Origin of the sequence: Jatrophihabitans sp., from assembly GCA_036399055.1 — a bacterium.
GTDB lineage: Bacteria > Actinomycetota > Actinomycetes > Mycobacteriales > Jatrophihabitantaceae > Jatrophihabitans_A.
The window spans coordinates 183,383-209,402 of record DASWNX010000040.1; the positions used below are offsets into that span (position 1 = coordinate 183,383).

Annotated in this window: 24 protein-coding genes; 20 read left to right on the plus strand and 4 right to left on the minus strand. The window is 72.0% G+C overall.

Annotation, left to right across the window (positions count from 1 at the left end):
* Positions 1-63 precede the first annotated feature (63 nt).
* The 15 genes from VGB75_18675 (at position 64) to trpC (ending at position 14,028) form a co-directional block, all read left to right on the plus strand.
* Entirely contained in the window at positions 64-1,215 is a 1,152-nt protein-coding gene (locus tag VGB75_18675; GenBank protein HEY0169077.1) for a histidinol-phosphate transaminase, read from the plus strand.
* Between the two features lie 5 nt (positions 1,216-1,220).
* On the plus strand, positions 1,221-1,823 hold the full coding sequence (hisB, locus tag VGB75_18680) for an imidazoleglycerol-phosphate dehydratase HisB (protein ID HEY0169078.1): 603 nt from the start codon (positions 1,221-1,223) through the stop codon (positions 1,821-1,823).
* A gap of 66 nt (positions 1,824-1,889) precedes the next feature.
* Positions 1,890-2,570 (plus strand): imidazole glycerol phosphate synthase subunit HisH, encoded by a 681-nt coding sequence (gene hisH, locus VGB75_18685; protein HEY0169079.1) that lies wholly within the window; start codon positions 1,890-1,892, stop codon positions 2,568-2,570.
* A 40-nt stretch (positions 2,571-2,610) separates the two neighbouring features.
* Complete coding sequence (locus VGB75_18690; protein HEY0169080.1) at positions 2,611-2,958, plus strand: hypothetical protein; 348 nt, start codon at positions 2,611-2,613, stop codon at positions 2,956-2,958.
* Entirely contained in the window at positions 2,955-3,704 is a 750-nt protein-coding gene (gene priA / locus VGB75_18695; protein ID HEY0169081.1) for a bifunctional 1-(5-phosphoribosyl)-5-((5-phosphoribosylamino)methylideneamino)imidazole-4-carboxamide isomerase/phosphoribosylanthranilate isomerase PriA, read from the plus strand. The genes VGB75_18690 and priA overlap by 4 nt, the downstream gene beginning before the upstream one ends.
* 2 nt (positions 3,705-3,706) lie before the next feature.
* Positions 3,707-4,498, plus strand: a complete 792-nt coding sequence (gene hisF / locus VGB75_18700) for an imidazole glycerol phosphate synthase subunit HisF (protein ID HEY0169082.1) — start codon at positions 3,707-3,709, stop codon at positions 4,496-4,498.
* Between the two features lie 91 nt (positions 4,499-4,589).
* Entirely contained in the window at positions 4,590-6,068 is a 1,479-nt protein-coding gene (locus VGB75_18705; protein HEY0169083.1) for a neutral zinc metallopeptidase, read from the plus strand.
* 79 nt (positions 6,069-6,147) lie between these two features.
* Positions 6,148-7,434, plus strand: coding sequence for an MFS transporter (locus tag VGB75_18710; protein ID HEY0169084.1), 1,287 nt, complete (start codon positions 6,148-6,150; stop codon positions 7,432-7,434).
* A 7-nt stretch (positions 7,435-7,441) separates the two neighbouring features.
* Positions 7,442-8,029 (plus strand): hypothetical protein, encoded by a 588-nt coding sequence (locus VGB75_18715; GenBank protein HEY0169085.1) that lies wholly within the window; start codon positions 7,442-7,444, stop codon positions 8,027-8,029.
* A gap of 112 nt (positions 8,030-8,141) precedes the next feature.
* A complete protein-coding gene (locus VGB75_18720) occupies positions 8,142-8,885 on the plus strand; it encodes a response regulator transcription factor (protein HEY0169086.1) in 744 nt (247 codons plus the stop codon).
* Positions 8,882-10,603 (plus strand): HAMP domain-containing sensor histidine kinase, encoded by a 1,722-nt coding sequence (locus VGB75_18725; protein HEY0169087.1) that lies wholly within the window; start codon positions 8,882-8,884, stop codon positions 10,601-10,603. Before VGB75_18720 ends, VGB75_18725 begins: the two co-directional genes overlap by 4 nt.
* 60 nt (positions 10,604-10,663) lie before the next feature.
* On the plus strand, positions 10,664-11,041 hold the full coding sequence (hisI, locus tag VGB75_18730) for a phosphoribosyl-AMP cyclohydrolase (protein HEY0169088.1): 378 nt from the start codon (positions 10,664-10,666) through the stop codon (positions 11,039-11,041).
* The gene (locus VGB75_18735) at positions 11,038-12,528 is read left to right on the plus strand and encodes an anthranilate synthase component I (protein HEY0169089.1); all 1,491 of its coding nucleotides are present in this window, start codon (positions 11,038-11,040) and stop codon (positions 12,526-12,528) included. Before hisI ends, VGB75_18735 begins: the two co-directional genes overlap by 4 nt.
* Positions 12,525-13,139, plus strand: a complete 615-nt coding sequence (locus VGB75_18740; GenBank protein HEY0169090.1) for a Trp biosynthesis-associated membrane protein — start codon at positions 12,525-12,527, stop codon at positions 13,137-13,139. Before VGB75_18735 ends, VGB75_18740 begins: the two co-directional genes overlap by 4 nt.
* A 79-nt stretch (positions 13,140-13,218) precedes the next feature.
* Complete coding sequence (gene trpC, locus VGB75_18745) at positions 13,219-14,028, plus strand: indole-3-glycerol phosphate synthase TrpC (GenBank protein ID HEY0169091.1); 810 nt, start codon at positions 13,219-13,221, stop codon at positions 14,026-14,028.
* A 24-nt stretch (positions 14,029-14,052) separates the two neighbouring features.
* Here the strand turns inward: trpC and VGB75_18750 are convergent, their stop codons facing one another.
* Positions 14,053-15,039 (minus strand): quinone oxidoreductase, encoded by a 987-nt coding sequence (locus VGB75_18750; GenBank protein HEY0169092.1) that lies wholly within the window; start codon positions 15,037-15,039, stop codon positions 14,053-14,055.
* 55 nt (positions 15,040-15,094) lie between these two features.
* Between VGB75_18750 and lgt the strand changes: the two genes are divergently transcribed.
* Positions 15,095-16,243 carry a prolipoprotein diacylglyceryl transferase gene (lgt, locus tag VGB75_18755; GenBank protein ID HEY0169093.1) on the plus strand — a complete coding sequence of 383 codons (1,149 nt, stop codon included), beginning with the start codon at positions 15,095-15,097 and terminating at the stop codon, positions 16,241-16,243.
* A complete protein-coding gene (locus VGB75_18760; protein HEY0169094.1) occupies positions 16,170-16,943 on the plus strand; it encodes a VIT1/CCC1 transporter family protein in 774 nt (257 codons plus the stop codon). Before lgt ends, VGB75_18760 begins: the two co-directional genes overlap by 74 nt.
* 116 nt (positions 16,944-17,059) lie before the next feature.
* On the opposite strand, the gene VGB75_18765 is transcribed toward VGB75_18760, so the two are convergent.
* Both VGB75_18765 and VGB75_18770 read right to left on the minus strand, forming a co-directional pair.
* On the minus strand, positions 17,060-17,767 hold the full coding sequence (locus tag VGB75_18765) for an ion channel (protein HEY0169095.1): 708 nt from the start codon (positions 17,765-17,767) through the stop codon (positions 17,060-17,062).
* Entirely contained in the window at positions 17,760-18,416 is a 657-nt protein-coding gene (locus tag VGB75_18770; protein ID HEY0169096.1) for an ankyrin repeat domain-containing protein, read from the minus strand. Before VGB75_18770 ends, VGB75_18765 begins: the two co-directional genes overlap by 8 nt.
* A 213-nt stretch (positions 18,417-18,629) precedes the next feature.
* On the opposite strand from VGB75_18770, the gene gltB reads away from it, so the two are divergent.
* From gltB to tesB, 3 genes are read left to right on the plus strand one after another with little or no spacing between them, the layout of a single operon-like run.
* Positions 18,630-23,216, plus strand: coding sequence for a glutamate synthase large subunit (gene gltB / locus VGB75_18775; protein ID HEY0169097.1), 4,587 nt, complete (start codon positions 18,630-18,632; stop codon positions 23,214-23,216).
* Positions 23,217-23,276: 60 nt separating this feature from the next.
* Positions 23,277-24,707 carry a pyruvate kinase gene (gene pyk / locus VGB75_18780; GenBank protein HEY0169098.1) on the plus strand — a complete coding sequence of 477 codons (1,431 nt, stop codon included), beginning with the start codon at positions 23,277-23,279 and terminating at the stop codon, positions 24,705-24,707.
* Positions 24,697-25,611 carry an acyl-CoA thioesterase II gene (tesB, locus tag VGB75_18785; protein ID HEY0169099.1) on the plus strand — a complete coding sequence of 305 codons (915 nt, stop codon included), beginning with the start codon at positions 24,697-24,699 and terminating at the stop codon, positions 25,609-25,611. The genes pyk and tesB overlap by 11 nt, the downstream gene beginning before the upstream one ends.
* Positions 25,612-25,627: 16 nt before the next feature.
* On the opposite strand, the gene VGB75_18790 is transcribed toward tesB, so the two are convergent.
* A complete protein-coding gene (locus VGB75_18790; protein HEY0169100.1) occupies positions 25,628-26,017 on the minus strand; it encodes a hypothetical protein in 390 nt (129 codons plus the stop codon).
* Positions 26,018-26,020 lie beyond the last annotated feature (3 nt).

Sequence of the window (26,020 nt, forward strand, 5' to 3'; positions counted from 1 at the left end):
GCTGTTCCGACAAGCTCCGGGGTTCCGAGAAGCCCTGCGGTTCCGAGAAGCCCCGCGTGGGAGTTGCCGCTGCGTCCGGAGCTGCGCGGTCAGGCGCCCTACGGCGCCCCGCAGCTGGACGTGGCGGTGCGGCTGAACACCAACGAGAACCCCTACCCGCCCTCGGCCAAGGTGGTGGCCGACATCGCCGCCGCGGTGAGCGCCGCCGCGGCCGGGCTCAACCGCTACCCCGACCGGGAGTGCGCCGAGCTGCGCGCCGCGCTGGCCGGCTACCTCGTCGGCGAGGCCGGTGTGCGGCTGGGCCCGGAGCAGCTCTGGCCGGCCAACGGCTCGAACGAGGTCATGCAGCAGCTGCTGCAGGCCTTCGGCGGGCCGGGCCGCACCGCGCTGTCCTTCGCCCCGACGTACGCGATGTACCCCGAGTACGCCCGCAACACCTCCACGGAGTGGGCGACCGGGCGGCGGGCCGCCGACTTCGGCCTGGACCTGGACTCCGCGATCGGCATGATCAGCAAGCTGCAGCCGTCGGTGGTGCTGCTGGCCTCGCCGAACAACCCGACCGGGACGGCCCTGCCGCAGGAGCAGCTGCGGGCCGTCCTGGACACCGCGCCCGGGGTGGTGATCGTCGACGAGGCCTACGCCGAGTTCCGCCGGGCCGGGGTGCCCAGCGCGATGAGCCTGCTCGCCGACTACCCGCAGTTGATCGTCACCCGGACGATGAGCAAGGCGTTCGCGCTGGCCGGCGGCCGGTTGGGCTACCTGGCCGCCTCGTCGGAGGTGGTGGACGCCGTCCGGATCGTCCGGCTGCCCTACCACCTGTCCGCGGTGAGCCAGGCGACCGCGCTGGCCGCGCTGGCCAACAGCGACGAGCTGCTGGGCCGGGTCAGCGAGCTGCGGGCCGAACGGGACGCGACCGTGAGCTGGCTGCGCGGCCTGGGCCTGCGCGCGGCCGACTCCGACGCCAACTTCGTGCTGTTCGGCGCCTTCGCCGATCGGCACGCGGTGTGGCAGGGTCTGCTCGATCGGGGCGTGCTGATCCGCAAGACCGGCCCGGACGGCTGGCTGCGGGTCTCGATCGGCGCCGCCGAAGAGATGCGGGCCTTCAGGGGCGCCCTGTCAGAGTTGGCCGCGATGGGGCAGCTGAGCGGCGACCCGGCGGCGCGGCAGGTGACCGGGTCCACCGGAACCGGATCTACAGAGGAGGACCGCGCGTGAGCCGCATGGGACGCATGGGACGCATCGAGCGCACCACCGCCGAGACCAAGGTGCTGGTCGAGATCGACCTCGACGGCGCGGGCAGCGCTGACATCAGCACCGGGGTCGGGTTCTTCGACCACATGCTGGGCTCGTTCGCCAAGCACGGCCTGTTCGACCTGACCGCCCACGTCGAGGGCGACCTGCACATCGACTCCCATCACAGCGTCGAGGACGCCGCCATCGCGCTCGGCCAGGCCTTCGCCGAGGCGGCCGGCGACAAGGCCGGCACCCGGCGGTTCGGCGACGCGATGATCCCGATGGACGAGGCGCTGGTGTCGGCGGCGGTCGACCTGTCCGGCCGGCCCTACCTGGTGCACAACGAGCCAGAGGGCGCGCCGCCGTACCTGATCGGCCGCGACACCGCCTACGCCACCACCCTGACCCGGCACGTCTTCGAGTCCTTCACCTACCACGCCCGGGTGGCGATGCACGTCACCGTGCACGGCGGCCGGGACTGGCACCACATCACCGAGGCGCAGTACAAGGCGGTGGCCCGGGCGCTGCGGGCGGCGGTGGAGCTGGATCCGCGGCAGTCCGGCGTGCCCTCGACCAAGGGCGTGCTGTAGCGGTGGGCCGGCCCCAGTTGAAGCGCGGTGGCAGATGAAGCGGTGGCAGATGAAGCGCGGTGGCAGATGAGCAGGGTGGTCGTGCTCGATTACGGCTCGGGCAACATCCGCTCGGCGGTGCGGGCGCTGGAACGGGTCGGCGCCGACGTCGAGCTGAGCGCCGACCCGCGGGCCGCGGTGGAGGCCGATGGACTGGTGGTGCCGGGCGTCGGAGCGTTCGCCGCGTGCATGGCGGGCCTGCGCCGGGTGCAGGCGCAGCAGATTTTGACCGAGCGGGCGCAAGCCGGCCGGCCGGTGCTCGGCATCTGCGTGGGCATGCAGGTGCTGTTCTCGGCCGGCATCGAGCACGGCGTCGAAACGCCGGGCCTGGGCCTGCTGCCAGGCCGGGTCGAGCGGCTCAACGCCCCGGTGATCCCGCACATGGGATGGAACACGGTGCGCCCACCGGCCGGCTCCACGCTGTTCGACGGCGTCGAGGACGCCCGGTTCTACTTCGTGCACTCCTACGCGGTGCACCCGAGCGCTGATCAGGCCGAGCAGGCCGGCTCGGGCGCTGAGCAGGCCGAGCAGGCCGGCGCTGCGCAGACCAGCTCTGACCACATCGGCTTCGCGGTCACCCTGGCCGAGCACGGCGAGGAGTTCGTCGCGGCGGTGGAGGCCGGACCGGTGTCAGCTACCCAGTTCCACCCGGAGAAGTCCGGAGACGCCGGGGCGCGACTGCTGGCCAACTGGCTGGGCAGCCTGTGACGGCGGCTGCTCTCACCGTCCCCGCAGCGGCCGGACGAGCATGAGCAAGCAACGGGCCCGCCTGCGCGCCGAACGCCTGGCCGCCACCGCGCAACGGCAGGAGCTGCACCGCCAGCGGCAGGCCGCCGAGGCCGAGCGCCGCCGCCGGCGAGCTCGCTGGCAGGCATCCTGGCGCGCCCTGGCCGGCCGGCGCCGCCAGCCGCAGGCCGGCAGGCTCAGCGTCCGCCGCAAGGAGCAGCGCGCCGTCATCGCCTCGGCGCTGCTGGTCGTGGTGGTGCTGACCTACCTGATGAGCCGATCGGTCGTCATGGTGATCGGCGTGCTGCTGGTCGCGGCGATCGCCGTGCCGGCGCTGGCCCTGGCCTTCGGAGATCGGAGCAGGAGATGACCGCCCAGCATCGGCCGCTGACGCTGCTGCCGGCCGTCGACGTCGCCGACGGCGTCGCGGTCCGGCTGGTGCAGGGCGCGGCCGGCACCGAGACCTCCTACGGCAGCCCGCTGCAGGCCGCGCTGGACTGGCAGGCCGACGGCGCCCAGTGGGTGCACCTGGTGGACCTGGACGCCGCGTTCGGCCGCGGCGACAACCGCGAGCTGCTGGCCGAGGTGACCGGGCGGCTCGACATCGCCGTGGAGCTGTCCGGCGGGATCCGCGATGACGACTCACTCGCCGCGGCGCTGGCCACCGGCTGCGCGCGGGTTAACCTGGGCACCGCGGCCCTGGAGTCCCCGGACTGGGTGCGCTCGGCGATCGCCCGGCACGGCGACCGGATCGCCGTCGGCCTCGACGTCCGCGGCACGACCCTGGCGGCCCGGGGCTGGACCTCGGAGGGCGGTGACCTCTACGAGACGATCGAGCGGCTGGACCGCGACGGCTGCGCCCGTTACGTGCTGACCGACGTGCACCGCGACGGCACCCTGACCGGGCCGAACCTGGAGCTGCTGCGCTCGGTGTGCGCCGTCACCGACCGGCCGGTGGTGGCCTCCGGCGGGGTGTCCTCGCTGGCGGACCTGCGCAGCCTGGCCGGGTTGCGCGAGATCGGCGTCGAGGGCGCGATCATCGGCAAGGCGCTCTACGCCGGCGCCTTCACCCTGCGCGAGGCGCTGGCCGCGGTGGCCGCGGCGGCCGAGGGCTGAGCATGGCTGTCGCGGTGCGGGTGATCCCCTGCCTGGACGTCGCGGACGGCCGGGTGGTCAAGGGCGTCAACTTCACCGGCCTGCGCGACGCCGGCGATCCGGTGGAGCTGGCCCGCCGCTATGACGCCGAGGGCGCCGACGAGCTGACCTTTCTCGACATCACGGCGTCCTCCGCGGGCAGGCAGACCACCCTGGAGGTGGTGTCGCGGACCGCCGAGCAGGTCTTCATCCCCCTCACCGTGGGCGGCGGGGTGCGCTCGGTAGCCGACGTGGACGCGCTGCTGCGCGCGGGCGCGGACAAGGTCGGGGTCAACACCGCCGCGATCGCCCGCCCCGAGCTGCTTGCCGAGATCGCCGACCGGTTCGGCCGGCAGGTGCTGGTGCTGTCGGTGGACGCGCGCCGGACGCCGGCCGGCGCGGCGGCGACCGAGTCCGGCTTCGAGGTGACCACTCACGGCGGCCGGCGCGGCGCCGGCGTCGACGCGCTGTGGTGGGCGGCCCGAGCCGCTGAGCTCGGCGCGGGGGAGATCCTGCTGAACTCGATGGACGCCGACGGCACCCAGAACGGCTTCGACCTGGAGCTGATCGCAGCGGTCCGGGCGGTGGTGTCGGTGCCGGTGATCGCCAGCGGCGGCGCCGGCGCGGCGCGGCACTTCCCCCCGGCGGTGGCGGCCGGCGCCGACGCGGTGCTGGCGGCCAGCGTGTTCCACTACCAGCAGGTCAGCATCGGCGAGGTCAAGAGCTGCCTGGCCGCGGCCGGCGTCCCGGTCCGGCTGCCCCCAGTCGCCCCCTGAGCTGGTCGGCGGCGGTAACGTGGCTTCTTGCCCGCGTCGTCGGGCGCCGCCGGCCAGCCCAGCCCAGCGGTCGTCGAGCCGGGAACCGCCCGTGAGGATCACAGCCCGCCTGGCGCTCGTAGCGGCGCTATCACCGCTGGCCATGCTGTTGCCGGCCTGCGAACCGTCGCTGCCCAGGCCCGACAACACCGGCTCGACCTCCAGCGGCTCGCGGTCGGACTCGCAGGCCGACGCCTCCGTCCGGGTCGTCAACGACGGGCGCACCGAGTTCGACCAGCAGGTCAAGAACGCCATCGCAGACCTGCAGGAGTTCTGGCGCGCCAATTACTCCAAGGTCTCCGGCGGCCGGCCCTACCCGGAGCTGCGCGGCGGGATCTACTCGGTCAACGGGACTGAAGTCCCCGCCGCGGCCAGGCGCAACGCCTGCCTGCGCCAGGACCCGAAAGGCGCCGAGAACAACGCCTTCTACTGCACCGCTGACGACTCGGTGGTCTATGACCGCGACCCCGAGCACCTGGTGGGCCAGCTGGCTGAGAAGTACGGCCGGTTCATGATCACCGCGGTGGTCGCGCACGAGTGGGGGCACGCCATGCAGCAGCGGCTGGGGATCTTCGACGCCTCGGCCACCGGCGAGCGCCCGCCCACCATCTTCACCGAGACCCAGGCCGACTGCGCCGCCGGGGCGTTCATCCGCGCCGCCCGGGACGGTCAGACCGAGCACGTCTCGGTCACCGAGCAGGAGCTGGAGGAGACCCTGCTGGGCTACCTGCAGGTGCGTGACCCGCCCCCGGTGAGCTACCGGCAGATCTCGCACGGCAACGGCTTCGACCGGCTCTCGGCGATGGCCGACGGGATCGCCAACGGGGTGAGGTACTGCTTCGGCGAGGAGTTCCAGCAGCGGGAGTTCACCGAGCGCCCGTTCACCTCCGACATCGACTACGCCCAGCGCGGCAACCTGCCCTACGCCGACATCATCGACCCGACGCCGGACTCTGCCGAGGAGTCGACCCTGCAGAACGAGCTGAACGCCTTCTGGGCCCAGGCGGCGGAATCGGTGGACAAGCCCTGGAAGGACGTGGCGATACGCCAGAGCGGTGATCCGGACTGCCCGGGTGTCGAGCAGGCCAGCGAGTTCGACTACTGCCCGTCCGGGGACTACGTCTACTTCACCGACGAGTTCGCCAGGCAGGCCTACAACAGCCTGCCGGACAAGCGGGTGGACCGCTCCACCGGCGAGCTGACGCTGATCGACGACGCGCCGGCGGACTACTCGCTGGGCATGCTGTTCGTCTACGGCTGGAGCATGGGGGTGCGCGATCAGCTGTTCGGCGAGCCGATCGAGGACCGGGACGCCCTGCTGGACGCCAGCTGCTACAGCGGCGCCTTCACCGCCTCGGTCAACGACGGAGAGCAGGGCTTTCAGCTCTCACCGCCGGACATGGACGAGGCCACCTCGGCGGTGATCAAGCTGGTGCCCTCGCCGAAGGCCTACGGCGCGCACGAGACCACCGCGCTGCAGCGCATCCAGCGCTTCACCCAGGGCTACTTCGGCGGGCTGTCCGACTGCTGAGCCGCGGCCTCACGGCTGCGCCGGACTCCCCGTGGCCGGGCAGGGGAACAACTCGTGGCGCTCAGGTGCTGGACGAAGGGTGATTGAAGCGTCAACCGATTCACCGGCAGCCACCTCCGGCGCCAGCAGGCGTGCCACGCTGGCGATCTTCGCCCTGGCCATCGGCGGCTTCGCGATCGGCACCGGCGAGTTCGTCTCGATGGGGCTGCTGCCCAACATCGCCGACGGCGTGGGAATCTCGATTCCGCAGGGCGGCCACGTCATCTCCGCCTACGCCCTCGGCGTGATGATCGGCGCGCCGCTGATCGCGGCTTTCGGCGCCCGGCTGCCCCGCAAGCGGCTGCTCTGGTGGCTGATGGCGGCGTTCGTCCTGGGCAACCTGGCCTCGGCGCTGGCGCCGGGCTACTCCAGCCTGCTGATCGCCCGGTTCCTCTCCGGCCTGCCGCACGGGGCGTTCTTCGGGATCGGCGCGCTTGTCGGGGCGTCCCTGGTGCCCCCCAACCGGCGCGCCTGGGCGGTGTCGATGATGCTCACCGGCCTGACCGTGGCCAACGTCGTCGGCGTTCCGCTGACGACCCTGGTCGGCCAGCGATGGGGTTGGCGCTGGCCCTATGGGCTGGTCGGAGTGCTGGGCATGCTCACGCTGGCCGCGGTGCTGCTCTGGATCCCGTCGCGGCCGGCCGAGCAAGGCCTGACGATGCGCACCGAGCTCAGCGCGCTGCGGCACCGCCAGGTGTGGCTGGCGCTGCTGACCGGCACCGTCGGGTTCGGCGGCATGTTCGCCACGTACTCCTACATCACGCCGACCATGACCAGCCTGGCCAAGGTCAGCCCGACCGCCGTGACCGGCCTGCTGGCCGTCTACGGCCTGGGCATGACGGTGGGGGTGGTGCTCGGCGGCCGGCTGGCCGACCGGTCGCTGATGCCCAGCCTGTACGGCGGGCTGATCGGCACCGCCGTGGTGCTGTTCGGCTTCGGCTACGCGGTGCGCACCAAGCCCGGCGCCGTGCTGGCCGTGTTCGTCTTCGGTGTCGCCGGCTCGGTGCTGGTGCCGATCCTGCAGACCCGGTTGATGGACGTGGCACGCGAGGGCCAGTCCCTGGCGGCGGCGTTGAACCACTCGACGTTGAACCTGGCCAACGCCCTGGGCGCCTGGATCGGCGGCCTGGTGCTCGATCAGGGCTTGGGCTACGAGTGGCCCAGCCGGGTCGGCGGCGTGCTGGCGCTGGCCGGGCTGGCCATCGCGCTGTTCTCGGGCCGGCTGGACGCCGTCGCCGCGCGGCGCGCCGCGGTTGCGGCGGAACAGGGTTGGCCCCACGCTAGGTTCACACCGGCCGGCGCCGGCCCGGCAGGCGGACAGGAGTGAGCAGACGATGAACGAGCCGGACCCGACCCGCACGCCGGCCACCGTGATCGCCGCGGTGGCGGCCGGCACCGCCGTGGTGCCCTTCCTGATCGTGTACTCGTTCCTGTTCATCGTCCGGGGCGGCTTCGTCGAGGTCGACCAGCCCGACATCACCAGCAGCCGTTCTGGCGAGCTGATCGCCGGCCTGGTCGCGTTCGCCTTCTTGATCTTCGTCCTGTGGGGGATGGGCCGGCTGATCAACGGCTGGGACCGCTGGGTGTTCCTGGCCGGTCAGCTGCTGACCGCCGGCGTGGCGCTGAGCCTGCTGCTCGACTCGGCCTCGGGCGAGCCGCAGGTTCCCGCGGTGGTCCTGATCGCCGCGGTCCTGGCGCTGACACTGGCCTGCCTGCCGCCGTCCTGGCGCTGGGTCGCCACCGAAGGCGGCCACCGGGTCGCCGTGGCGGGGACGCCGGCGCATCCGGCGGCGCCTGAAGGCCCCCAGGCGCTGGGCGGGCCTGCGTTGGGCGGGCCTGCGTTGGGCGGGCCCGCGTTGGGCGGGCCTACGTTGGGCGGGCCCGCGTTGGGCGGGCCTGTCAGCGGCCAGCCAAGCGGCTAGTCACCCGGCGAGGCGCCCGGCTCACTCGGCGAGGTGCCGGCCGGGGGTAGCGCACAGCCCCCTCACAGTGAAAGCTAAGGGTGTGCCTACCCGGACGCGGGACCCTCAACGGATGTCCAGTTCTGTCTCCACAGTCGCAGGTCAGTCCGCAAGCCAGCCCGCTGGGCGCCTCAAGCGCCGGGTGCTGGTCGTCGATGACGAAGAGAACGTGGTCCACCTGGTCGCCTCGGCACTGCGCTTCGACGGCTACGAGGCGGTGACCGCCGACAACGGCCATTCCGCGCTGGCCGCGGTGGCCGAGCACGACCCGGACCTGGTGGTGCTGGATGTGATGATGCCCGGCTTGGACGGGCACGCCGTCCTGCAACACCTGAGGTCAGCCGGATCGGTCGTCCCGGTGATCTTCTTGACCGCCCGCGACGCCGCCAACGACCGGGTGGCCGGACTGCGCTCGGGCGCTGATGACTACGTGGTGAAGCCGTTCAGCGTCGAGGAGCTGCTGGCCCGGGTCAACGCCGTGCTGCGCCGCACCCAGGCCGAGCAGGACCGCGACGGGGTGCTCCGGGTCGCTGACCTGGAACTCGATGAGAACAGCCACGAGGTGACCAGGGCCGGCGAAGAGGTGCACCTGACCGCCACCGAGTTCGAGCTGCTGCGCTACCTGATGCGCAACGAGCGGGTGGTGCTGTCCAAGGCCCAGATCCTGGACCGGGTGTGGAAGTACGACTTCCAGGGCCAGTCCAACATCGTCGAGCTCTACATCGGCTACCTGCGCAAGAAGATCGACCACGTCGAGCCCAAGCTGATCCACACCGTCCGGGGCGCCGGCTACGTGGTCAAGGCGCCGCGAGGGTGAGTCTGGGCAGCCTCGGGGCGCAGCCCGGGCAAGAGACCGGCCAGGCGGCTGGTCAGCAGGCCGGTCCAGCGGCTGGTCAGCAGGCCGGTGCGGCGCCGGGTCAGCAGGCCGGTTGGGGCGGGCCGTCCGTCCTGACACCGGGCGGGCCGTCCGTCCTGACGCCGGCCGGGCCGTCCGTCCTGACGCCGGCGCCCGCCCCGACCCCGGCTCGTGCCGGTCACCGCTCGCGGTGGCTGCCGCGCACGCTCGGCGCCCGGATGGTGATCGGCGTGGTCGGGCTGCTGCTGGTGGTCGTGACGATCACCGGCGCGACGACCTACTTCCTGCTCCGGCCGTTTCTGCTGCAGCGCCTGGACCAGCAGCTGGGCAGCGTGGCGTCCGGCAACGCCAGCAGCGTCCGGCAGTGCATCCTGTCCGGTGGCAGCGCCTGCTCGGTCGGGGTGCCCAGTGGCGGCCGGGCCGCCCAGCTGGCCACCACCCAGCGGGAGTGGATCGTCGGCTATGACTCAGCCGGCCGCGTCGTCATCAACGTCACCGCCAACATCGACTCGCTGTCGCAGCTGATCCTGTCCGACCGGCAGCGCGGGCAGACGATGAGGGACCCGGGCAAGATCCGCACCATCGCCACTCCCGACGGCCTGCGGCTGCGGGTGACTGCCCGGCAGATCCAGATCGGCCGCGACACCATCACGGTGGTCACCGGGCTGTCGATGGAAGAGGTAGACCACACCCTGCAGCGGCTGCTGCTCCTGGAGCTGGTCGTGGGAGCGACGGCGGTGCTGCTGGCCGCGGGGCTGACCAGCTGGGGGGTGCGGGTGGGGCTGCGCCCGCTCAAGCGGGTCACCCGGACGGCGCAGGAGGTCACCGCGGAGCTGGCGCCGGACGGCTCGGGCCTGGACCGCCGGGTGCCCGACGCCGACCCGAGCACCGAGGTCGGTCAGGTGGCCGCGTCGGTGAACACCCTGCTGGAGGCAGTCGAGACCGAGTTCGCGGCCCGGCTGCGCAGCGAGGAGCGGATGCGCCAGTTCCTGGCCGACGCCTCGCACGAGCTGCGCACCCCGTTGACCTCGATCCGCGGCTACGCCGAGCTGTCCCGGCTGCAGGGCCGCTCCACCGACTCCCCGGATGACTCGATGCGCCGGATAGAGGTCGAGGGCACCCGGATGTCGCGGCTGGTCGAGGACCTGCTGGTGCTGGCACGCGGTGATCAGGCGACGGCGATCCGGCATGAGCCGGTGGACATCGACAAGCTGCTCGCCGAGGCTGCCTCCGCGGTCGCCTCAACCTATCCCGAGCGCCCGCTGAGCATCCTGGGGTCCGGCGGCACGGTGGTGACCGGTGACCGCGACCAGCTGCTGCGGCTGCTGATCAACCTGGCCACCAACGCCGCGATCCACACCCCGGCAGGCCCGATCCGGCTGGAGGCGATCCCGGGCCGCACGCCGTCCGGCGAGGCGGTGGCCTTGCGGGTGATCGACACCGGCCCGGGGCTTGCGGCCGAGGACGCGGCGCACGTCTTCGAGCGGTTCTGGCGGGCTGACAAGGCGCGCAGCCGGGCCAAGGGCGGCAGCGGCCTGGGAATGGCGATCGTGGCCCAGATCGTGGCGGCGCACAGTGGCCACATCCAGTTCGACTCCTCCGTCGAGGGCGGCACCACCGTCACGATCACCCTGCCGCTGCGCCCCCCGCCGTACCCGGGCGACCGACCGCCGCTCTGAGCGTCGAGCGCGCCTCGCCCCGCGGCTAGCCGGAGGAAGGCGCACGGGCAGAATCAGAGGATGCCTGCCACACCTGCCTCCGGCCTGGACCCACAGATTGCGGACCGGCTCAAGCGGGACGCCGCCGGCCTGGTGGCCGCGGTGGTGCAGCAGCACGACACCGGCGAGGTGCTGATGCTGGGCTGGATGGATGACGAGGCGCTGCACCGGTCACTGACCACCGGCCGGGCCACCTACTGGTCCCGGTCCCGGCAGCAGTACTGGGTCAAGGGCGACACATCGGGCAATGTGCAGTACGTTCGGTCGATCGCGCTGGACTGTGACGGCGACGCGCTGCTGGTTCGGGTGGACCAGCTCGGCCCGGCCTGCCACACCGGCAAGCGCAGCTGCTTCGACGTCGGGTCGCCGCTGGCAGTGACCGAAGGGGGCCCCCGATGACCGAGATCGGACGGGAGCAGCTCGCCGAGCTGGCCAAGACCCATCGGCTGGTCCCGCTGACCCGCACCCTGTTCGCCGACGCCGAGACCCCGGTCGGGGTGTACCGCAAGCTCAGCGGCGGGCGTCCCGGCACCTTCCTGCTGGAATCAGCCGAGCCTGGCGCCTCCTTCTCTCGTTGGTCCTTCGTGGGAGTCAACGCGATAGCGACCCTGAGCGCCGACGGCGGTCAGGCGCGCTGGCAGGGCGAGGCGCCGCGGGGGCTGCCGGTCGAGGGCGATCCGCTGGAGCTGCTGGCCGACGCCTGGCGAGCCGTCCGGGGGCCCCGGCTGCCCGGCCTGCCACCGCTGACCGGCGGCTTCGTGGGCTACCTCGGCTATGACGTGGTGCGCCGGATCGAGACGTTGCCCGAGATCGCGCCCGACGAGCTCGGCCTGCCCGAGCTGGTGATGCTGCTGGTCACCGACCTGGCGGCGGTCGATCACCACAGCTGCACCGTGACGCTGATCGCCAACGCCGTCCTGCATCCGGAGATGGCCGCCGACGAGCTCGACGCCGCCTACGCCGACGCCCAGCGCCGGCTGGACGCGATGACCCACGACCTGGCCGCGCCCACCAAGTCGACGGTGGTCCCGATGGTGACGGTGCCACCGAAGCAGGCCCGCTCGCGCACCGCGCCCGGAGAGTTCGAGGCGGCGGTGGAGCAGTGCCTGGAGGCCATCCGCGCCGGTGAGGTCTTTCAGATCCTGCCGGGCCAGCGCTTCATCACCGAGACCGACGCCGACGCCTTCGACGTCTACCGGGCGTTGCGCACCCTGAACCCCTCGCCCTACATGTACTACCTGCACTTTGAGGACTTCGACATCGTCGGCTCCAGCCCCGAGGCGCTGGTCACGGTGTCCGAGGACCGCGCCACCATCCACCCGATCGCCGGCACCCGGCCGCGGGGCGCCGACGCGGTGGCCGACGCCGCGCTGGTGGCCGAGCTGCTGGCCGATCCCAAGGAGCGCGCCGAGCACGTGATGCTGGTGGACCTGGCCCGCAACGACCTGGGCCGGATCTGCCGGCCCGGCTCGGTGCAGGTGGTCGAGTTCGGGGTGGTCGAGCGCTACAGCCACGTCTGGCACATCGTCTCGACGGTGAACGGGACGGTCGCGCCGGGCAAGGACGCCTTCGACGTGTTCACGGCGGTGTTTCCGCACGGCACCGTCTCCGGAGCGCCGAAGGTGCGCGCGATGCAGTTGCTGGAAGCGATCGAGCCGGTCCGGCGCGGCATCTACGCCGGCGCGGTCGGCTACTTCGACTCCGCCGGTGACATGGACCTGGCGATCGCGATCCGCACCGCGGTGATGGTCAAGGGCACCGCCTACGTCCAGGCCGGCGCAGGCGTGGTGGCCGACTCGATCCCGGCCAACGAGGAGGCCGAGACCCGCAACAAGGCACGAGCGGTGCTCCAGGCGATCGCCACGGCCGAGACACTGAGAGCATGACGCCTTCTCCGGCGGCCGGAGAAGGCCTCAGCCGGTCCGCTCAGCGCCGTGAGATGGCCTGCGTCCTGGGGCTGGCAGCGCTGGCCGGCGCGGTCATCCTGTTCGCCGCCGGCCAGTCCTGGGTGTCGACGACGTCCCAGCGTCGCCCGCCCTTCGGGCCGCTGCAGGCTGAGCTGACGGGGCGTGAGCTGCATCCGGCGCTGACCGGGCTGGCGGTGGTGGCTGTGCTGAGCGTGGCGTTGACGCTGGTGACCGGCGGCGTGGTGCGCCGGCTGCTGGGCGGGCTGCTGGCGCTGCTCGGCGGCTGGGCGTGCTGGTATGCCGTCAACGGATTGGCCAACACCATCCCGGGGCAGTCGTCGCAGCCGGATGGCGCCCGGTTCATCGGGGACGGCGGGCTGCAGCAGCTGCACTGGCATCCCGTCTGGGCCGGCGTGACACTGGCGGCGGCGGTGCTGCTGGTGCTCTGCGGCCTGCTACAGGTGATCCGGGCCGGCCGGTGGCGACTGGGCATGTCGGCCAAGTACGCGGCCCCGGCCGCGGTCGCCGAATCGGCCGATCCGTGGCGCCGCCTGGACCGCGGTGAAGATCCGACGCTGCCCGATCGCTAACATCGGAGAAAGGCCAGTCAATGGTGACGAGTCAGCGTGGCGCAGGCGCTTGGCGGCAGGTTGAGACCAGGAGGCAGCTGTGAACGCCCTCGAGGACATCCTCTGCGGTGTCCGGGCAGATGTAGCGGCCCGCCAGGCCAAGATCAGCATGGACGAGGTCCGAGCGGCCGCCAAGGCCGCCCAGGCGCCGTTGGACGGCTACCGCGCGCTGCGCGCGCCCGGCGTGGCGGTGATCGCCGAGGTCAAGCGCCGCAGCCCGTCCAGGGGCATGCTGGCCGAGATCGCCTCGCCGGCGGAGCTGGCCGGGCAGTACCAGGCCGGCGGCGCCCGGGTGATCAGCGTGTTGACCGAGGAACGCCGGTTCGGCGGCTCGCTCGCCGACCTGGACCAGGTGCGGGCCGCGGTCTCCATCCCGGTGCTGCGCAAGGACTTCGTGGTCAGCTCCTACCAGGTGCACGAGGCCAGGGCGCACGGCGCTGACCTGGTGCTGCTGGTCGTCGCGGCGCTGGAGCAGAACGCCCTGATCGGGCTGCGTGAGCGGATCGAGTCACTGGGTATGACGGCGCTGGTCGAGGTGCACGACGAGCAAGAGGCCTCGCGCGCCCTGGACGCCGGCGCCCGGGTGATCGGCGTGAACGCCCGCAACCTCAAGACGCTGGAGGTGGACCGGTCGGTGTTCGAGCGGATCGCGCCGGGACTGCCCAGCGAGATCGTCAAGGTCGCCGAGTCCGGCGTGCGCGATGCTCACGACCTGATCACCTACGCCTCGGCCGGGGCGGACGCGGTGCTGGTCGGTGAGGGCCTGGTGACGTCGGGCAACCCGCGCCAGGCGGTCGCGGACCTGGTGACCGCCGGCGCGCATCCGGCGACGCCGCGCACCACGCGGTGACGTTGACCGGCGGTCGGGGACAGGTCAGGGGATGAGCAGCAGCTTTCCGGTGCTGCGGCGGCTTTCCAGGTCGGCGTAGGCCCGCGTCGCCTCGGCCAGCGGGTACCGCCCGCCGATCTCGACCTGCAGGCCACCGAAGGCCAGGCCGTTGAGCACCGCGCCGGCCCGCGTCAGCAGCTCCTCCCGGGTCTGGACGTAGTGCGCCAGAGTCGGCCGGGTCAGGAACAGCGAGCCGCCGGAGTTCAGCCGCTGCAGGTCGAACGGCGGCACCTGGCCGCTGGCCGCGCCGAACACCGCCAGCGTGCCGCGCCGGCGCAGTGATCCCAGGGAGGCGTCGAAGGTGGCCTTGCCGACGCCGTCGTAGACCACCTCGACCCCGACCCCGCCGGTCAGCTCCCGGACCGCGGCGGCGACGTCGCTCACCTCGGTGTAGTTCACGATGTGATCGGCGCCCAGCGCGCGCGCCTTGTCCGCCTTGGCCTCGGTGGAGACGGTGCCGATCACGGTGGCGCCCTTGGCTTTGGCCAGCTGCACCAGCAACTGGCCGACCCCGCCGGCCGCGGCATGCACCAGGATGGTGTCACCGGCCTGCACCGCGTAGGTGGAGTTGAGCAGGTAGTGGGCGGTCATGCCCTGCAACATCACCGCGGCGGCCTGCTCCAGCTCCACCGGCTCGGGCACCGGCACGGCGTCGCTCTCGGGCACCAACACCAGGCCGGCCGCGCTGCCCAGAGTCTGGCACCAGGCGACCCGGTCGCCTTCCCCGGCGACCCTGACGCCCTCGCCGGCGGCCAGCACGATCCCCGCGCCCTCACTGCCGAGCACGAACGGGGTCGGCACCGGGTAGACCCCTGCCCGCTGGTAGGTGTCGATGAAGTTCACCCCGGCGGCGGCGACCTGCACCAGCAGCTGGCCCGGGCCGGGCCGCTCGATCTCGCGGGACTGGATCTGCAGGACCTCGTTGCCGCCGTGCTCGGTCACTACCAAGGCGTCGGCCGTCTGTGTGGACATGGCTTCAAGGTAGCCAATAACGGGCGGTGTTCGCCCCCTCATCTACCGTGGGCACGTGCAGACGATCCAAGCGGCGATTCCCAGTCCAACGGTGAGCGCCATCCGGCTGGGCCCGTTCACGGTGCACCTGTACGCGCTGTGCATCGTGGCCGGCATCCTGGTGGCCATCTGGCTCACCGACCGCCGCTGGCGCGCTCGCGGCGGCGCCGAGCACCAAGTGGGCGACGTGGCCGGTTGGGCGGTGCTGTTCGGCATCCTCGGCGGCCGGCTGTACCACGTGATCACCGACCCGCAGCTGTATTTCGGCAGCGGCAAGAACCCGGTGGACGCCCTCAGGATCTGGGACGGCGGCCTCGGGATCTGGGGCGCGATCGCGCTGGGGGCGCTGGGCGCCTGGATAGGCTGCCGTCGCCACAAGATGAACTTTCCGGCCTTCGCCGACTGCGCCGCGCCCGCCATCCTGCTCGCCCAGGCGATCGGCAGGTGGGGCAACTGGTTCAACAACGAGCTGTACGGCCGGGCCACGACACTGCCGTGGAAGCTGCAGATCCACGAGCTGGAGGTCGGGGCGGGCAAGGTCAGCCGGGACGCCGAGGGCAACGCCGTCGTGCTGGGTTACTTCCACCCGACCTTCCTGTACGAGATGTTGTGGAGCCTGGCCGTGGTGGCCGTGCTGCTGTGGGCCGACCACCGCCGGTTGCTGGCCCGCGGCCAGGTCCTGGCGCTCTACCTGGTGGGCTACACCTTCGGCCGGTTCTGGGTGGAGCTGCTGCGCGACGACGCGGCCAACCGGATCCTGGGCCTGCGGGTGAACAGCTGGGTGTCCATGCTGGTCTTCCTCCTCGCGTTGGCGTGGTTCCTGCGACTGCGGGGCGGTCCGCGCAGCGTGGCGGGCCTGGGCCGGTCCGCCGGAGAGGACCCCAGCCGGTCCGCCGGAAAGGACCCCAGCCGGTCCGCCGGAGAGGGCCCGGCGCAGTCCTCCGATGCCCCGTCCCGGCCCGCCGAGGACCTGGTGCCTGCCGTCGACCTGGCCAAGCCAGCCGGGCCGGCGGGCCAGGCCATGGCAGCGGGAGACAGGCCGGCCGGAGCGGGCTCCAACCGCCCGACCGGCGCCGACCTAGACTCGAACCATGTCCAGCAGCATGCCCAGAGTCGATCCCCAGCGCCCGGCGCCGCTGACGGCGACGCACCACCGGATCGATGACCCCGAGCTGACGGTCGGCCACGAGCACCGGGAGGTCTCCGGCGGCTGGCTGCGCCCGACCGTGTTCGGCATGGTCGACGGGCTGGTGTCGAACTTCGGCCTGGTAGCCGGCGTGGCAGCGGCCAGCGCCGGCGCCCGCCCGGTGATGGTCGCCGGCGTGGCGGGGCTGCTGGCCGGGGCGTTCTCGATGGGCAGCGGCGAGTACGTCTCGGTGCGCAGCCAGAACGAGTCGATGCGGGCCGAGGTCGAGGTCGAGCGCCGCGAGCTTGAGGACAACCCGGAGGCCGAGCTGGCCGAGCTGACCCAGATCTACATCGACAAGGGGGTCGACCCCGAGCTTGCCCAACTGGTGGCCGAGCAGCTGTCGGTCGATCCGGGGCAGGCCCTGCAGATCCACGCCCAGGAGGAGCTGGGGGTCGACATCCACGACCTGCCCAACCCGTGGCTGGCCTCGGGCTCGTCGTTCCTGTCCTTCTCCCTCGGCGCGCTGCTGCCGCTGCTGCCGTTCCTGTTCGGCGCTGACGTGCTGTGGTTGGCCGCCTTCCTGACGCTGACCGGGCTGTTCGTGACCGGCGCCATCACCGCCCGGTTCACCACCCGGCTCTGGTACTACGCCGGCGGGCGGCAGCTGCTGCTGGGCGCGGTCACCTTCGCGGTGACCTATGGGATCGGGCACCTGATCGGCGCCAACGTCACCTGATTCCACCCGCGCGTCATGCTCTGCGGTCGTGCTAGCCACCTGTCGGCATGACGCGCCGGAGAAGGCGCGCGCCGGAGAAGGTGCCTGGTCGGAGAAGGCGCGCGCCGGAGAACGGCTCAGTTCAGCTTGTCGACCGATCCCTCACGCGCCCGGGCGCGCGCCACGGTCAGCCCGACCATCCACGACACGATCATGGCCACGTAGGCCAGCCCCGCCACCTGCTCGATCATCACGAAGCTGCGGGCATGCGGCAGCACCGGCACCACGTCGGACAGGCCGGTGCTGGACAGGGTGGTGAAGCTCAGGAACAGCAGCTCCATCCAGGTCCGCGGCTCGTCGGCGTTGACCGCTGCGGTGAACGAGCCCGGCCAGATCACCTGGGTGACCACGTACAGGTGGGCGAAGGCCCAGGCCAGCAGGGTGAAGGTCGTGCCGACGGCGAACAACTCGTCACGGGTGATGTCGCGGTCGGCGAGCATGTAGGCGATCAGGCTGAAGGCGGCGTAGAAGTAGAACACCGCCTCGAAGCCGGACCCCCAGGCGCGCCACACCGCGGCTTCTGACATCAGCTGGCAGAGGGTGAAGACCACCGAGGGCGCCCCCAGCGCGATCGACACCCAGACCGTCCAGGAGGTCTTCTCGACCGACCAGACAGCCAGCGCCAGCACCAGCAGGCCGAACAGCGACACCGCGCTCGTGCCGGCGCGGGACTCGCCGAGGTAGGGGTAGATCAGCACCCCGAGCAGCTGGGTCGCCAGCAGGATCGCCGATGGTTGCCGGCGGGCCCGGTCGATCAGGCGGGAGGATCGGGCGGCCTCAGCCAACGGTGCCGCCCAGCAACGCCGCGCGCACCGTGTCCTCGGAGGCCAACTCGATCGGCGTCCGGCCGTCGTCGTTGGCTGCCGCGGAGTCTGCGCCCGCCGACAGCAGCGCCAACACCGAGTCCAGGTCGCCGTTGGCAGCCGCCGAGTGCAGCGGGGTCCAGCCGCCGCGCTGGCGGGCGTGCACCGGGGCGTCGGAGGCGATCAGGATCCACACCAGCTCCGAGTGCCGGCCGGCGGCGGCGGCGTGCAGCGGCTGCACCGCCAGCTCGTTGCGTGACGGCTCGGCCACCTCGGCGTCGGCGTCGAGCAGCATCCTGGCCGCCTCGGCGCGGCCGAAGTAGGCGGCCAGGTGCAGGGCCTGCCAGCCGTCGGCGCTCCAGGAGTCGATCACCGACCGGTCGGCGGCGATCAGCTCGCCCAGCCGGGCGGTGTCGTCGAAGGCGGCCGCCTCGAACACCGACAGCTCACCGGTGCGGGCGGCCAGCTCGTCGGCCAGCGGGCCGTGCCCGTTGTACAGAGCGGTCAGCGAGGGCGACGCGCCGTCCGGGCCGAGGGTGGCCAGCAGCGACGGATCGTCGTCGAGCTGCCGGCGCACCTGGTCGACGTCACCGACCGCGATCGCGGCGAAGAACTCGCTGAGGGGCGCCATGACACCACTGTGCCACCGCGGCCGGGCCGCGAGAAGCTCACCCTCCGCGCCATTCGCGTTCCCAGCCGGTCTGCCGGTAATCTCTCCAACGCACCACAAGAGCCACCTGGGCCGACGCTGTCCCGCGAGTGACCAACGGATCGGATGCGATTTCGCCGAACCGGACAGCTGAGGGCCCCGGCGTGCCGGGCGCCCCGATCGAGGGGAGCAGGCGTGCAATTCTCCGCAGTGCCCGCCGCGCAGGGCCTGTACGACCCGCGTAACGAGACCGACTCCTGCGGGGTGGCCTGCCTGGCCGATCTGCGCGGGCGGCCGAGCCACTCGCTGATCCGCACCGCCCTGACCGCGCTGCACAACATGGACCACCGCGGCGCCGCCGGCGCCGAGCCCGAGAGCGGCGACGGCTCGGGCATCACCGTCGCCATCCCGGACGCCTTCCTGCGGGCGGTGGCCGGCGCCGAACTCGACGTCGAGCTGCCGGCGGCAGGCAGCTACGCCACCGGCATCGCCTTCCTGCCGACCGAGCTGCCCGCCCGCGAGCGGGTGAAGGCCGTGGTGGCCCGGACCGCCGCCGCCGAGGGCCTGCGAGTGCTCGGCTGGCGGCCGGTGCCGATCTCCGCCGAGGGCCTGGGCCCGAGCGCGCTCGAGGTGATGCCGGCCTTCGAGCAGCTGTTCGTCTGCGCCGCCGAGGCGACGGCCGACGGCCTGGAGCTGGAGCGGATGGCCTTCGGCCTGCGCAAGGTCGCCGAGCGCAGGGTCGCGGAGTCCGGTGACCAGCTGTACTTTCCCTCGCTGTCGGGACGGACCCTGATCTACAAGGGGATGCTGACCACCGCGCAGCTGGCTACCTTCTACCCCGACCTGCGGGACGAGCGGTTCAGCTCCGCCATCGCGCTGGTGCACAGCCGCTTCTCGACCAACACCTTCCCGTCCTGGCCGCTGGCCCAGCCGTTCCGGCTGATCGCCCACAACGGCGAGATCAACACCGTCGGCGGCAACCGCAACTGGATGGCGGCCCGGCAGGCGCTGCTGGCCTCGGAGCTGCTGGCTGATCCGAGCGACCCCGACCGCGGCCTGTCGCGGCTGTTTCCGATCTGCACCCCGGACGGCTCGGACTCCGCCTCCTTCGACGAGGTGCTGGAGCTGCTGCACCTGGGCGGGCGCAGCCTGCCGCACGCGGTGCTGATGATGATCCCGGAGGCGTGGGAGAACGCCGGCGCCTACATGGACCCGGCCCGCCGCGACTTCTACGCCTTCCACTCGACGCTGATGGAGCCCTGGGACGGCCCGGCCTGCGTGAGCTTCACCGACGGCACGGTGATCGGCGCGGTGCTCGACCGCAACGGCCTGCGTCCCGGGCGCTGGTGGCGCACCAGCGAGGACCTGGTGATCCTGGCCAGCGAGGCGGGCGTGATCGACCTGGACCCGGCCACGGTGGTCGCCAAGGGCCGGTTGCAGCCGGGCCGGATGTTCCTGGTCGACACCGCGGCCGGCGAGATCCGCGACGACGACGAGATCAAGTCCGCACTGGCCGCCGAGCACCCCTACGGCGACTGGTTGCACACCGGGCTGCTGCACCTGGACACCCTGCCCGAGCGCGAGCATGTCACCCACACCCACGAGTCGGTGACCCTGCGCCAGCAGCTGTTCGGCTACACCGAGGAGGAGCTGCGGGTCATCCTGGCGCCGATGGCCGGCACCGGCGGCGAGCCGCTGGGCTCGATGGGCACCGACACCCCGCTGGCGGTGCTGAGCCAGCGGCCTCGGCTGCTGTTCGACTACTTCTCCGAGCTGTTCGCCCAGGTCACCAACCCGCCCCTGGACGCGATCCGCGAGGAGATGGTGACCTCGCTGTCGGCCACCATCGGCCCCGAGCAGAACCTGCTCGACCCGAGCGCGGCCTCGTGCCGCCAGATCGTGCTGCCCCGGCCGGTGATCGACAACGACGACCTGGCCAAGATCTGGCACGTCAACGCCGACGGCGACCTGCCGGGCTTCCAGTGCGCCCTGATCGACGGCCGGTACCGGGTGCACGGCGGCGGCCCGGCGCTGAACGCCGCGCTGCTGCGGGTGCGCGATGAGTGCTCGGCGGCGATCGAGGCCGGCGCCCGGATCCTCATCCTGTCCGACCGGGACTGCGGCCCCGACCACGCGCCGATCCCGTCCCTGCTGCTGACCTCGGCCGTGCACGGGCACCTGGTGCGCACCGGCCAGCGCACCAAGGTCGGCCTGGTGGTCGAGACCGGCGAGGCCCGCGAGGTGCATCACGTGGCGCTGCTGATCGGCTACGGCGCCGCCGCGGTGAACCCCTACCTGGCATTCGAGACGATCGATGACCTGATCGGCGCCGGAGCGCTCACCGGGGTCGACTCCAAGACCGCGATCGGCCGCTACATCAAGTCGCTGTCCAAGGGCGTGCTCAAGGTGATGTCGAAGATGGGCATCTCGACCGTCGCCTCCTACACCGGCGCCCAGGTCTTCCAGGCGTTCGGGCTGTCGGATGAGCTGATCGACAGTTACTTCACCGGCACCCGCAGCAGCCTCGGCGGGATCGGCCTGGACGTCCTGGCAGACGAGGTCGCCGCCCGGCACGCCCAGGCGTTCGGCCAGAACCCGGTCACCCGGGCGCACCGACGGCTGGAGGTCGGCGGGGAGTACGCCTGGCGGCGCGAGGGCGAGATCCACCTGTTCAACCCCGAGACGGTGTTCAAGCTGCAGCACGCCACCCGGGCCCGGCGCTATGACCGCTTCGCCGAGTACACCGACGAGGTCGACCGGCTGAGCCGGCAGGGCGCCACCCTGCGCGGGCTGTTCGAGCTGCGCACCGGCCAGCGCCCGCCGGTGCCCCTGGATGAGGTCGAGCCGGTCTGGCAGATAGTCAAGCGGTTCGCCACCGGGGCGATGTCCTACGGCTCGATCTCGGCCGAGGCGCACCAGACGCTGGCGATCGCGATGAACCGGATCGGCGGCCGGTCCAACTCCGGCGAGGGGGGCGAGGACGCCGACCGCTACCTGCCCGACGCCAACGGCGACCTGCGCCGCTCGGCGGTCAAGCAGGTGGCCTCCGGCCGGTTCGGGGTGACCTCGCACTACCTGGTCAACGCCGACGACCTGCAGATCAAGATCGCCCAGGGCGCCAAGCCCGGCGAGGGCGGTCAGCTGCCCGGGTACAAGGTCTATCCGTGGATCGCCCGGACCCGGCACTCCACCCCGGGCGTGGGGCTGATCTCGCCGCCCCCACACCATGACATCTACTCCATCGAGGACCTCGCGCAGCTGATCCACGACCTGAAGAACGCCAACTCCTCGGCCCGGGTGCACGTCAAGCTGGTGGCCGAGGCCGGGGTGGGCACGGTGGCGGCCGGGGTCGCCAAGGCGCACGCCGACGTGGTGCTGATCTCCGGTCACGACGGCGGCACCGGCGCGGCCCCGCTCACCTCGCTCAAGCACGCCGGCATGCCCTGGGAGCTCGGGCTGGCCGAGACCCAGCAGACCCTGCTGCTCAACGGCCTGCGGGACCGGATCACCGTGCAGGTGGACGGGGCGATGAAGACCGGGCGCGACGTGCTGATCGCGGCGCTGCTGGGCGCGGAGGAGTACGGTTTCGCGACCGCGCCGCTGGTCGTCTCGGGCTGCGTCATGATGCGGGTCTGCCACCTGGACACCTGCCCGGTGGGGGTCGCCACCCAGAACCCGGAGCTGCGTGCCCGGTTCACTGGGAGACCTGAGTTCGTGGTCACGTTCTTCGAGTACATCGCCGAGCAGGTCCGCGAGCTGCTGGCCGAACTGGGCTTCCGGACACTGCAGGAGGTCATCGGCCACGCCGAGCTGCTGGACACCCGCGCGGCGATCGAGCACTGGAAGGCCGACGGCCTGGACCTGTCGCCGCTGCTGGCCACGCCCGCGCCGTTCGCCGGAACCGCGTTGACCAAGCGGGTCGAGCAGGAGCACGGGCTGGACGCCGCCCTGGACAACACCCTGATCCAGCTCTGCGAGGGCGCGCTGCTCGACGGCCGCCCGGTCCGGCTGGAGCTGCCGGTGCGCAACGTCAACCGGACGGTCGGCACCATGCTCGGCTCGCTGGTGACCCGCCGCTACGGCGCCGAGGGCCTGCCTGCGGGCACCATCGACATCACCCTGCACGGCTCGGCCGGGCAGTCACTGGGGGCGTTCCTGCCTGCCGGGGTGCAGATCACGCTGCACGGCGACGCCAACGACTACGTCGGCAAGGGCCTGTCCGGCGGTGTGATCGCCGTGCGCCCGGACCAGCGGGCGCCGCTGGTCGCCGAGCGCAACGTGATCGCCGGCAACGTCATCGGCTATGGGGCCACCTCGGGTCAGCTACTGCTGCGCGGGGTGGTCGGCGAGCGGTTCTGCGTCCGCAACTCCGGCGCCACCGCGGTGGCCGAGGGAGTCGGCGATCACGCGCTGGAGTACATGACCGGCGGCATCGCGGTGATCCTCGGCCCGACCGGGCGCAACCTCGGCGCGGGGATGTCCGGCGGCGTCGGCTACGTGCTCGACCTGGACCCGACCAGGGTGAACTCCGAGCTGGTGGACGTCGAGCCGATGACGGCCGAGCACTCCCGGGCGCTGCGCGCGATCCTGGCCGACCACCTGCGGCTGACCGGGTCGGCGGTGGCCGGTGAGCTGCTGGCCGACTCCGGCGCCGGCGCCGGCCTGGGCAGGTTCTCGGTGATCATGCCGCGTGACTACAAGCGGGTGCTGCTGGCCACCCGCCGTGCCCAGGCGACCGGAGCCGATGTCGACGAGGCCGTGATGGCCGCCGCCCGCGGATGAGCCGATCGCCGGGCAACGCTGCCTTATCGCGACCGGCTGACACCGGTTAAGGTGGTAGGAGTGATCCGCCGCGCGAAAATCGTCTGCACCCTTGGTCCCGCCACCGACCCGCCGGAACGGCTGCGAGCGCTGGTCGAGGCCGGCATGGACGTGGCCCGGTTGAACTTCAGCCACGGCGAGCACCGCGAGCACGCCGGCAGGTTCCGCGGCGTCCGCGAGGCGGCCAAGGCCGCCGGGCGCAACGTCGCCACCCTGGCCGACCTGCAGGGCCCCAAGATCCGGCTCGGCAAGTTCGTCGACGGCCCGGTGATGTGGGCCACCGGAGAGCGGGTCCGGATCACCGTCGAGGACGTCGAGGGCGACCACGACCGGGTGTCGACCACGTACAAGCAGCTGGCCGAAGACGTCCGGCCCGGTGACCGGCTGCTGGTCGACGACGGCAACGTCGCGCTGGTCGCGGTCGCCGTCGAGAACGGCACTGACGTGGTGTGCGACGTCACCGAAGGCGGCATGGTCAGCAACAACAAGGGCCTGTCGTTGCCGGGGGTGCTGGTCAGCGTGCCGGCGCTGAGCGAGAAGGACATCGACGACCTGGAGTTCGCGCTGGAGCTGGGGGTGGACTGGGTCGCGCTGTCCTTCGTCCGGTCCCCCGATGACATCAAGCTGGTGCACGAGGTGATGGACCGGGTGGGCGTGCGCCGTCCGGTGATCGCCAAGATCGAGAAGCCCGAGGGCGTCGAGCGGCTGGTCGAGATCGCGCTGGCCTTCGACGGCGTGATGGTGGCTCGCGGCGACCTCGGGGTCGAGATGCCGCTGGAGCAGGTGCCGATGGTGCAGAAGCGCGCCATCGCGATCTGCCGCGACAACGCCAAGCCGGTGATCGTGGCGACCCAGATGCTGGAGTCGATGATCAGCCACTCACGTCCCACCCGGGCCGAGGCCTCGGACGTGGCCAACGCCGTGCTCGACGGCGCCGACGCGGTGATGCTGTCGGGGGAGACCAGCGTCGGCAGCTACCCGGTGCAGGCGGTGGCCACCATGTCGCGCATCATCACCTCCGTCGAGCAGTCCACCGTCGACGTCGCCGCGCTGCTGCACGATCCGCGCACTCCCGGCGGCGTGATCGCCAAGGCCGCCAAGGAGATCGGCGAGTCGCTCGGCGCCACCGCCCTGGTGGCCTTCACCCAGAGCGGTGACACCGCCCGCCGGCTGGCCCGGCTGCACGCGCGGTGCGCGGTGCTGGCCTTCACCCCCGAAGAGAACGTGCAGCGTCAGCTGGCGCTGTCCTGGGGAGTGTCGGCGCACCGGGTCTGGACGGTGCAGACCACCGATGAGATGGTCCGCCAGGTGGACTCGGCCCTGCTGGCGCAGCGGGTCTGCCGTCCCGACGACCTGGTCGTGATCGTGGCCGGCACGCCGCCCTCGACGCCGGGCACCACCAACACCATCCGGGTCCATCACATCGGAGGCATCCTGCAACGTGACCGCTGAGCCCGATCTCAAGCTCGCCGCCGACGGCGCCGACCACCCGGGCGGCCAGCCCATCGTGGACGCGCTGGTCAGCCTGCTCGACCTCGAGGCCATCGAGACCGACATCTTCCGAGGCCTCAGCCCGCAGGTCGCGATGCAGCGGGTCTTCGGCGGCCAGGTCGCCGGCCAGGCGCTGGTGGCCGCCGGGCGCACCGTGGCGCCCGAGCGGCTGGTGCACTCGTTGCACTCCTACTTCATCCGGCCCGGCGACCCGTCGATCCCGATCATCTACACCGTCGACCGGGTCCGCGACGGCCGGTCGTTCTCGGTGCGCCGGGTGGTGGCCATCCAGCACGGCGAGCCGATCTTCACCCTGTCGGCCTCCTTCCAGCTGCCCCAGGGCGGCATCGACCACCAGGCCCAGATGCCGCCGGCGCCCGCGCCGGAGTCATTGCCGACGCTGGCCGAGCGCTATGAGGGCTTCGACGAGCTGTGGTCGGTGATGCGCCAGATCCCGCAGCCCTTCGACGTCCGCTACGTCGACGACCCGCCGTGGGTCCAGCGGGGCCAGGGGCCACGGGAGAACCAGCCGCACCGGATCTGGCTCAAGGCCGACGGGACGCTGCCCGACAACCCGCTGCTGCACGTCTGCGTCATCACCTTCGCCTCGGACATGAACCTGCTGGACTCGGTGCTCATCCACCATGGCCTGGCCGCCCGGCTGGACCCGATCAGCATGGCGTCGCTGGATCACGCGATGTGGTTCCACCGCCAGTTCCGCGCCGATGACTGGCTGCTCTACGTCTCGTCCTCGTCCTCGGCCTCCGGCGGGCGCGGGCTGGCCACCGGCCAGTTCTACTCCCGGGACGGCCGGTTGGTGGCCAGCGTGACGCAAGAGGGCATGATCCGGTTGCCGAACGCCTGAGGCCGCGGGAGTCGAGTCAGACGCGCTGAGGTCTGTCGAGGACGGCGACGATGATGGCTCCAGCCGCGCACAGGATGGGAAGGGCCAAGTAGACGGCCATCACCAGGCCCCCGCCGAAGATCACGAGTCCGGCGCAGACGAACAGGCAGGTGGCCGGGACGAGATAGCGCGCCCACCTGCGACGCCAGGGGATCAGCGGGGGCGCCACGAGGTACAGGTACGCCACGCCCAGCACGGCGATCCATCCGATGAGGTCGAACGGCCACACCTCGGCTACGGCGAGGACACTGACCACGGGACCGGCGCTGAGCAGGAGGGCCGGCCACGGTCGGGGTGGCCAGGTCGCGATCACGACGGCGAGCGTGACCGCGCCGACAGTGAGCGCATACGCGATCAGCAGTTGCACCGA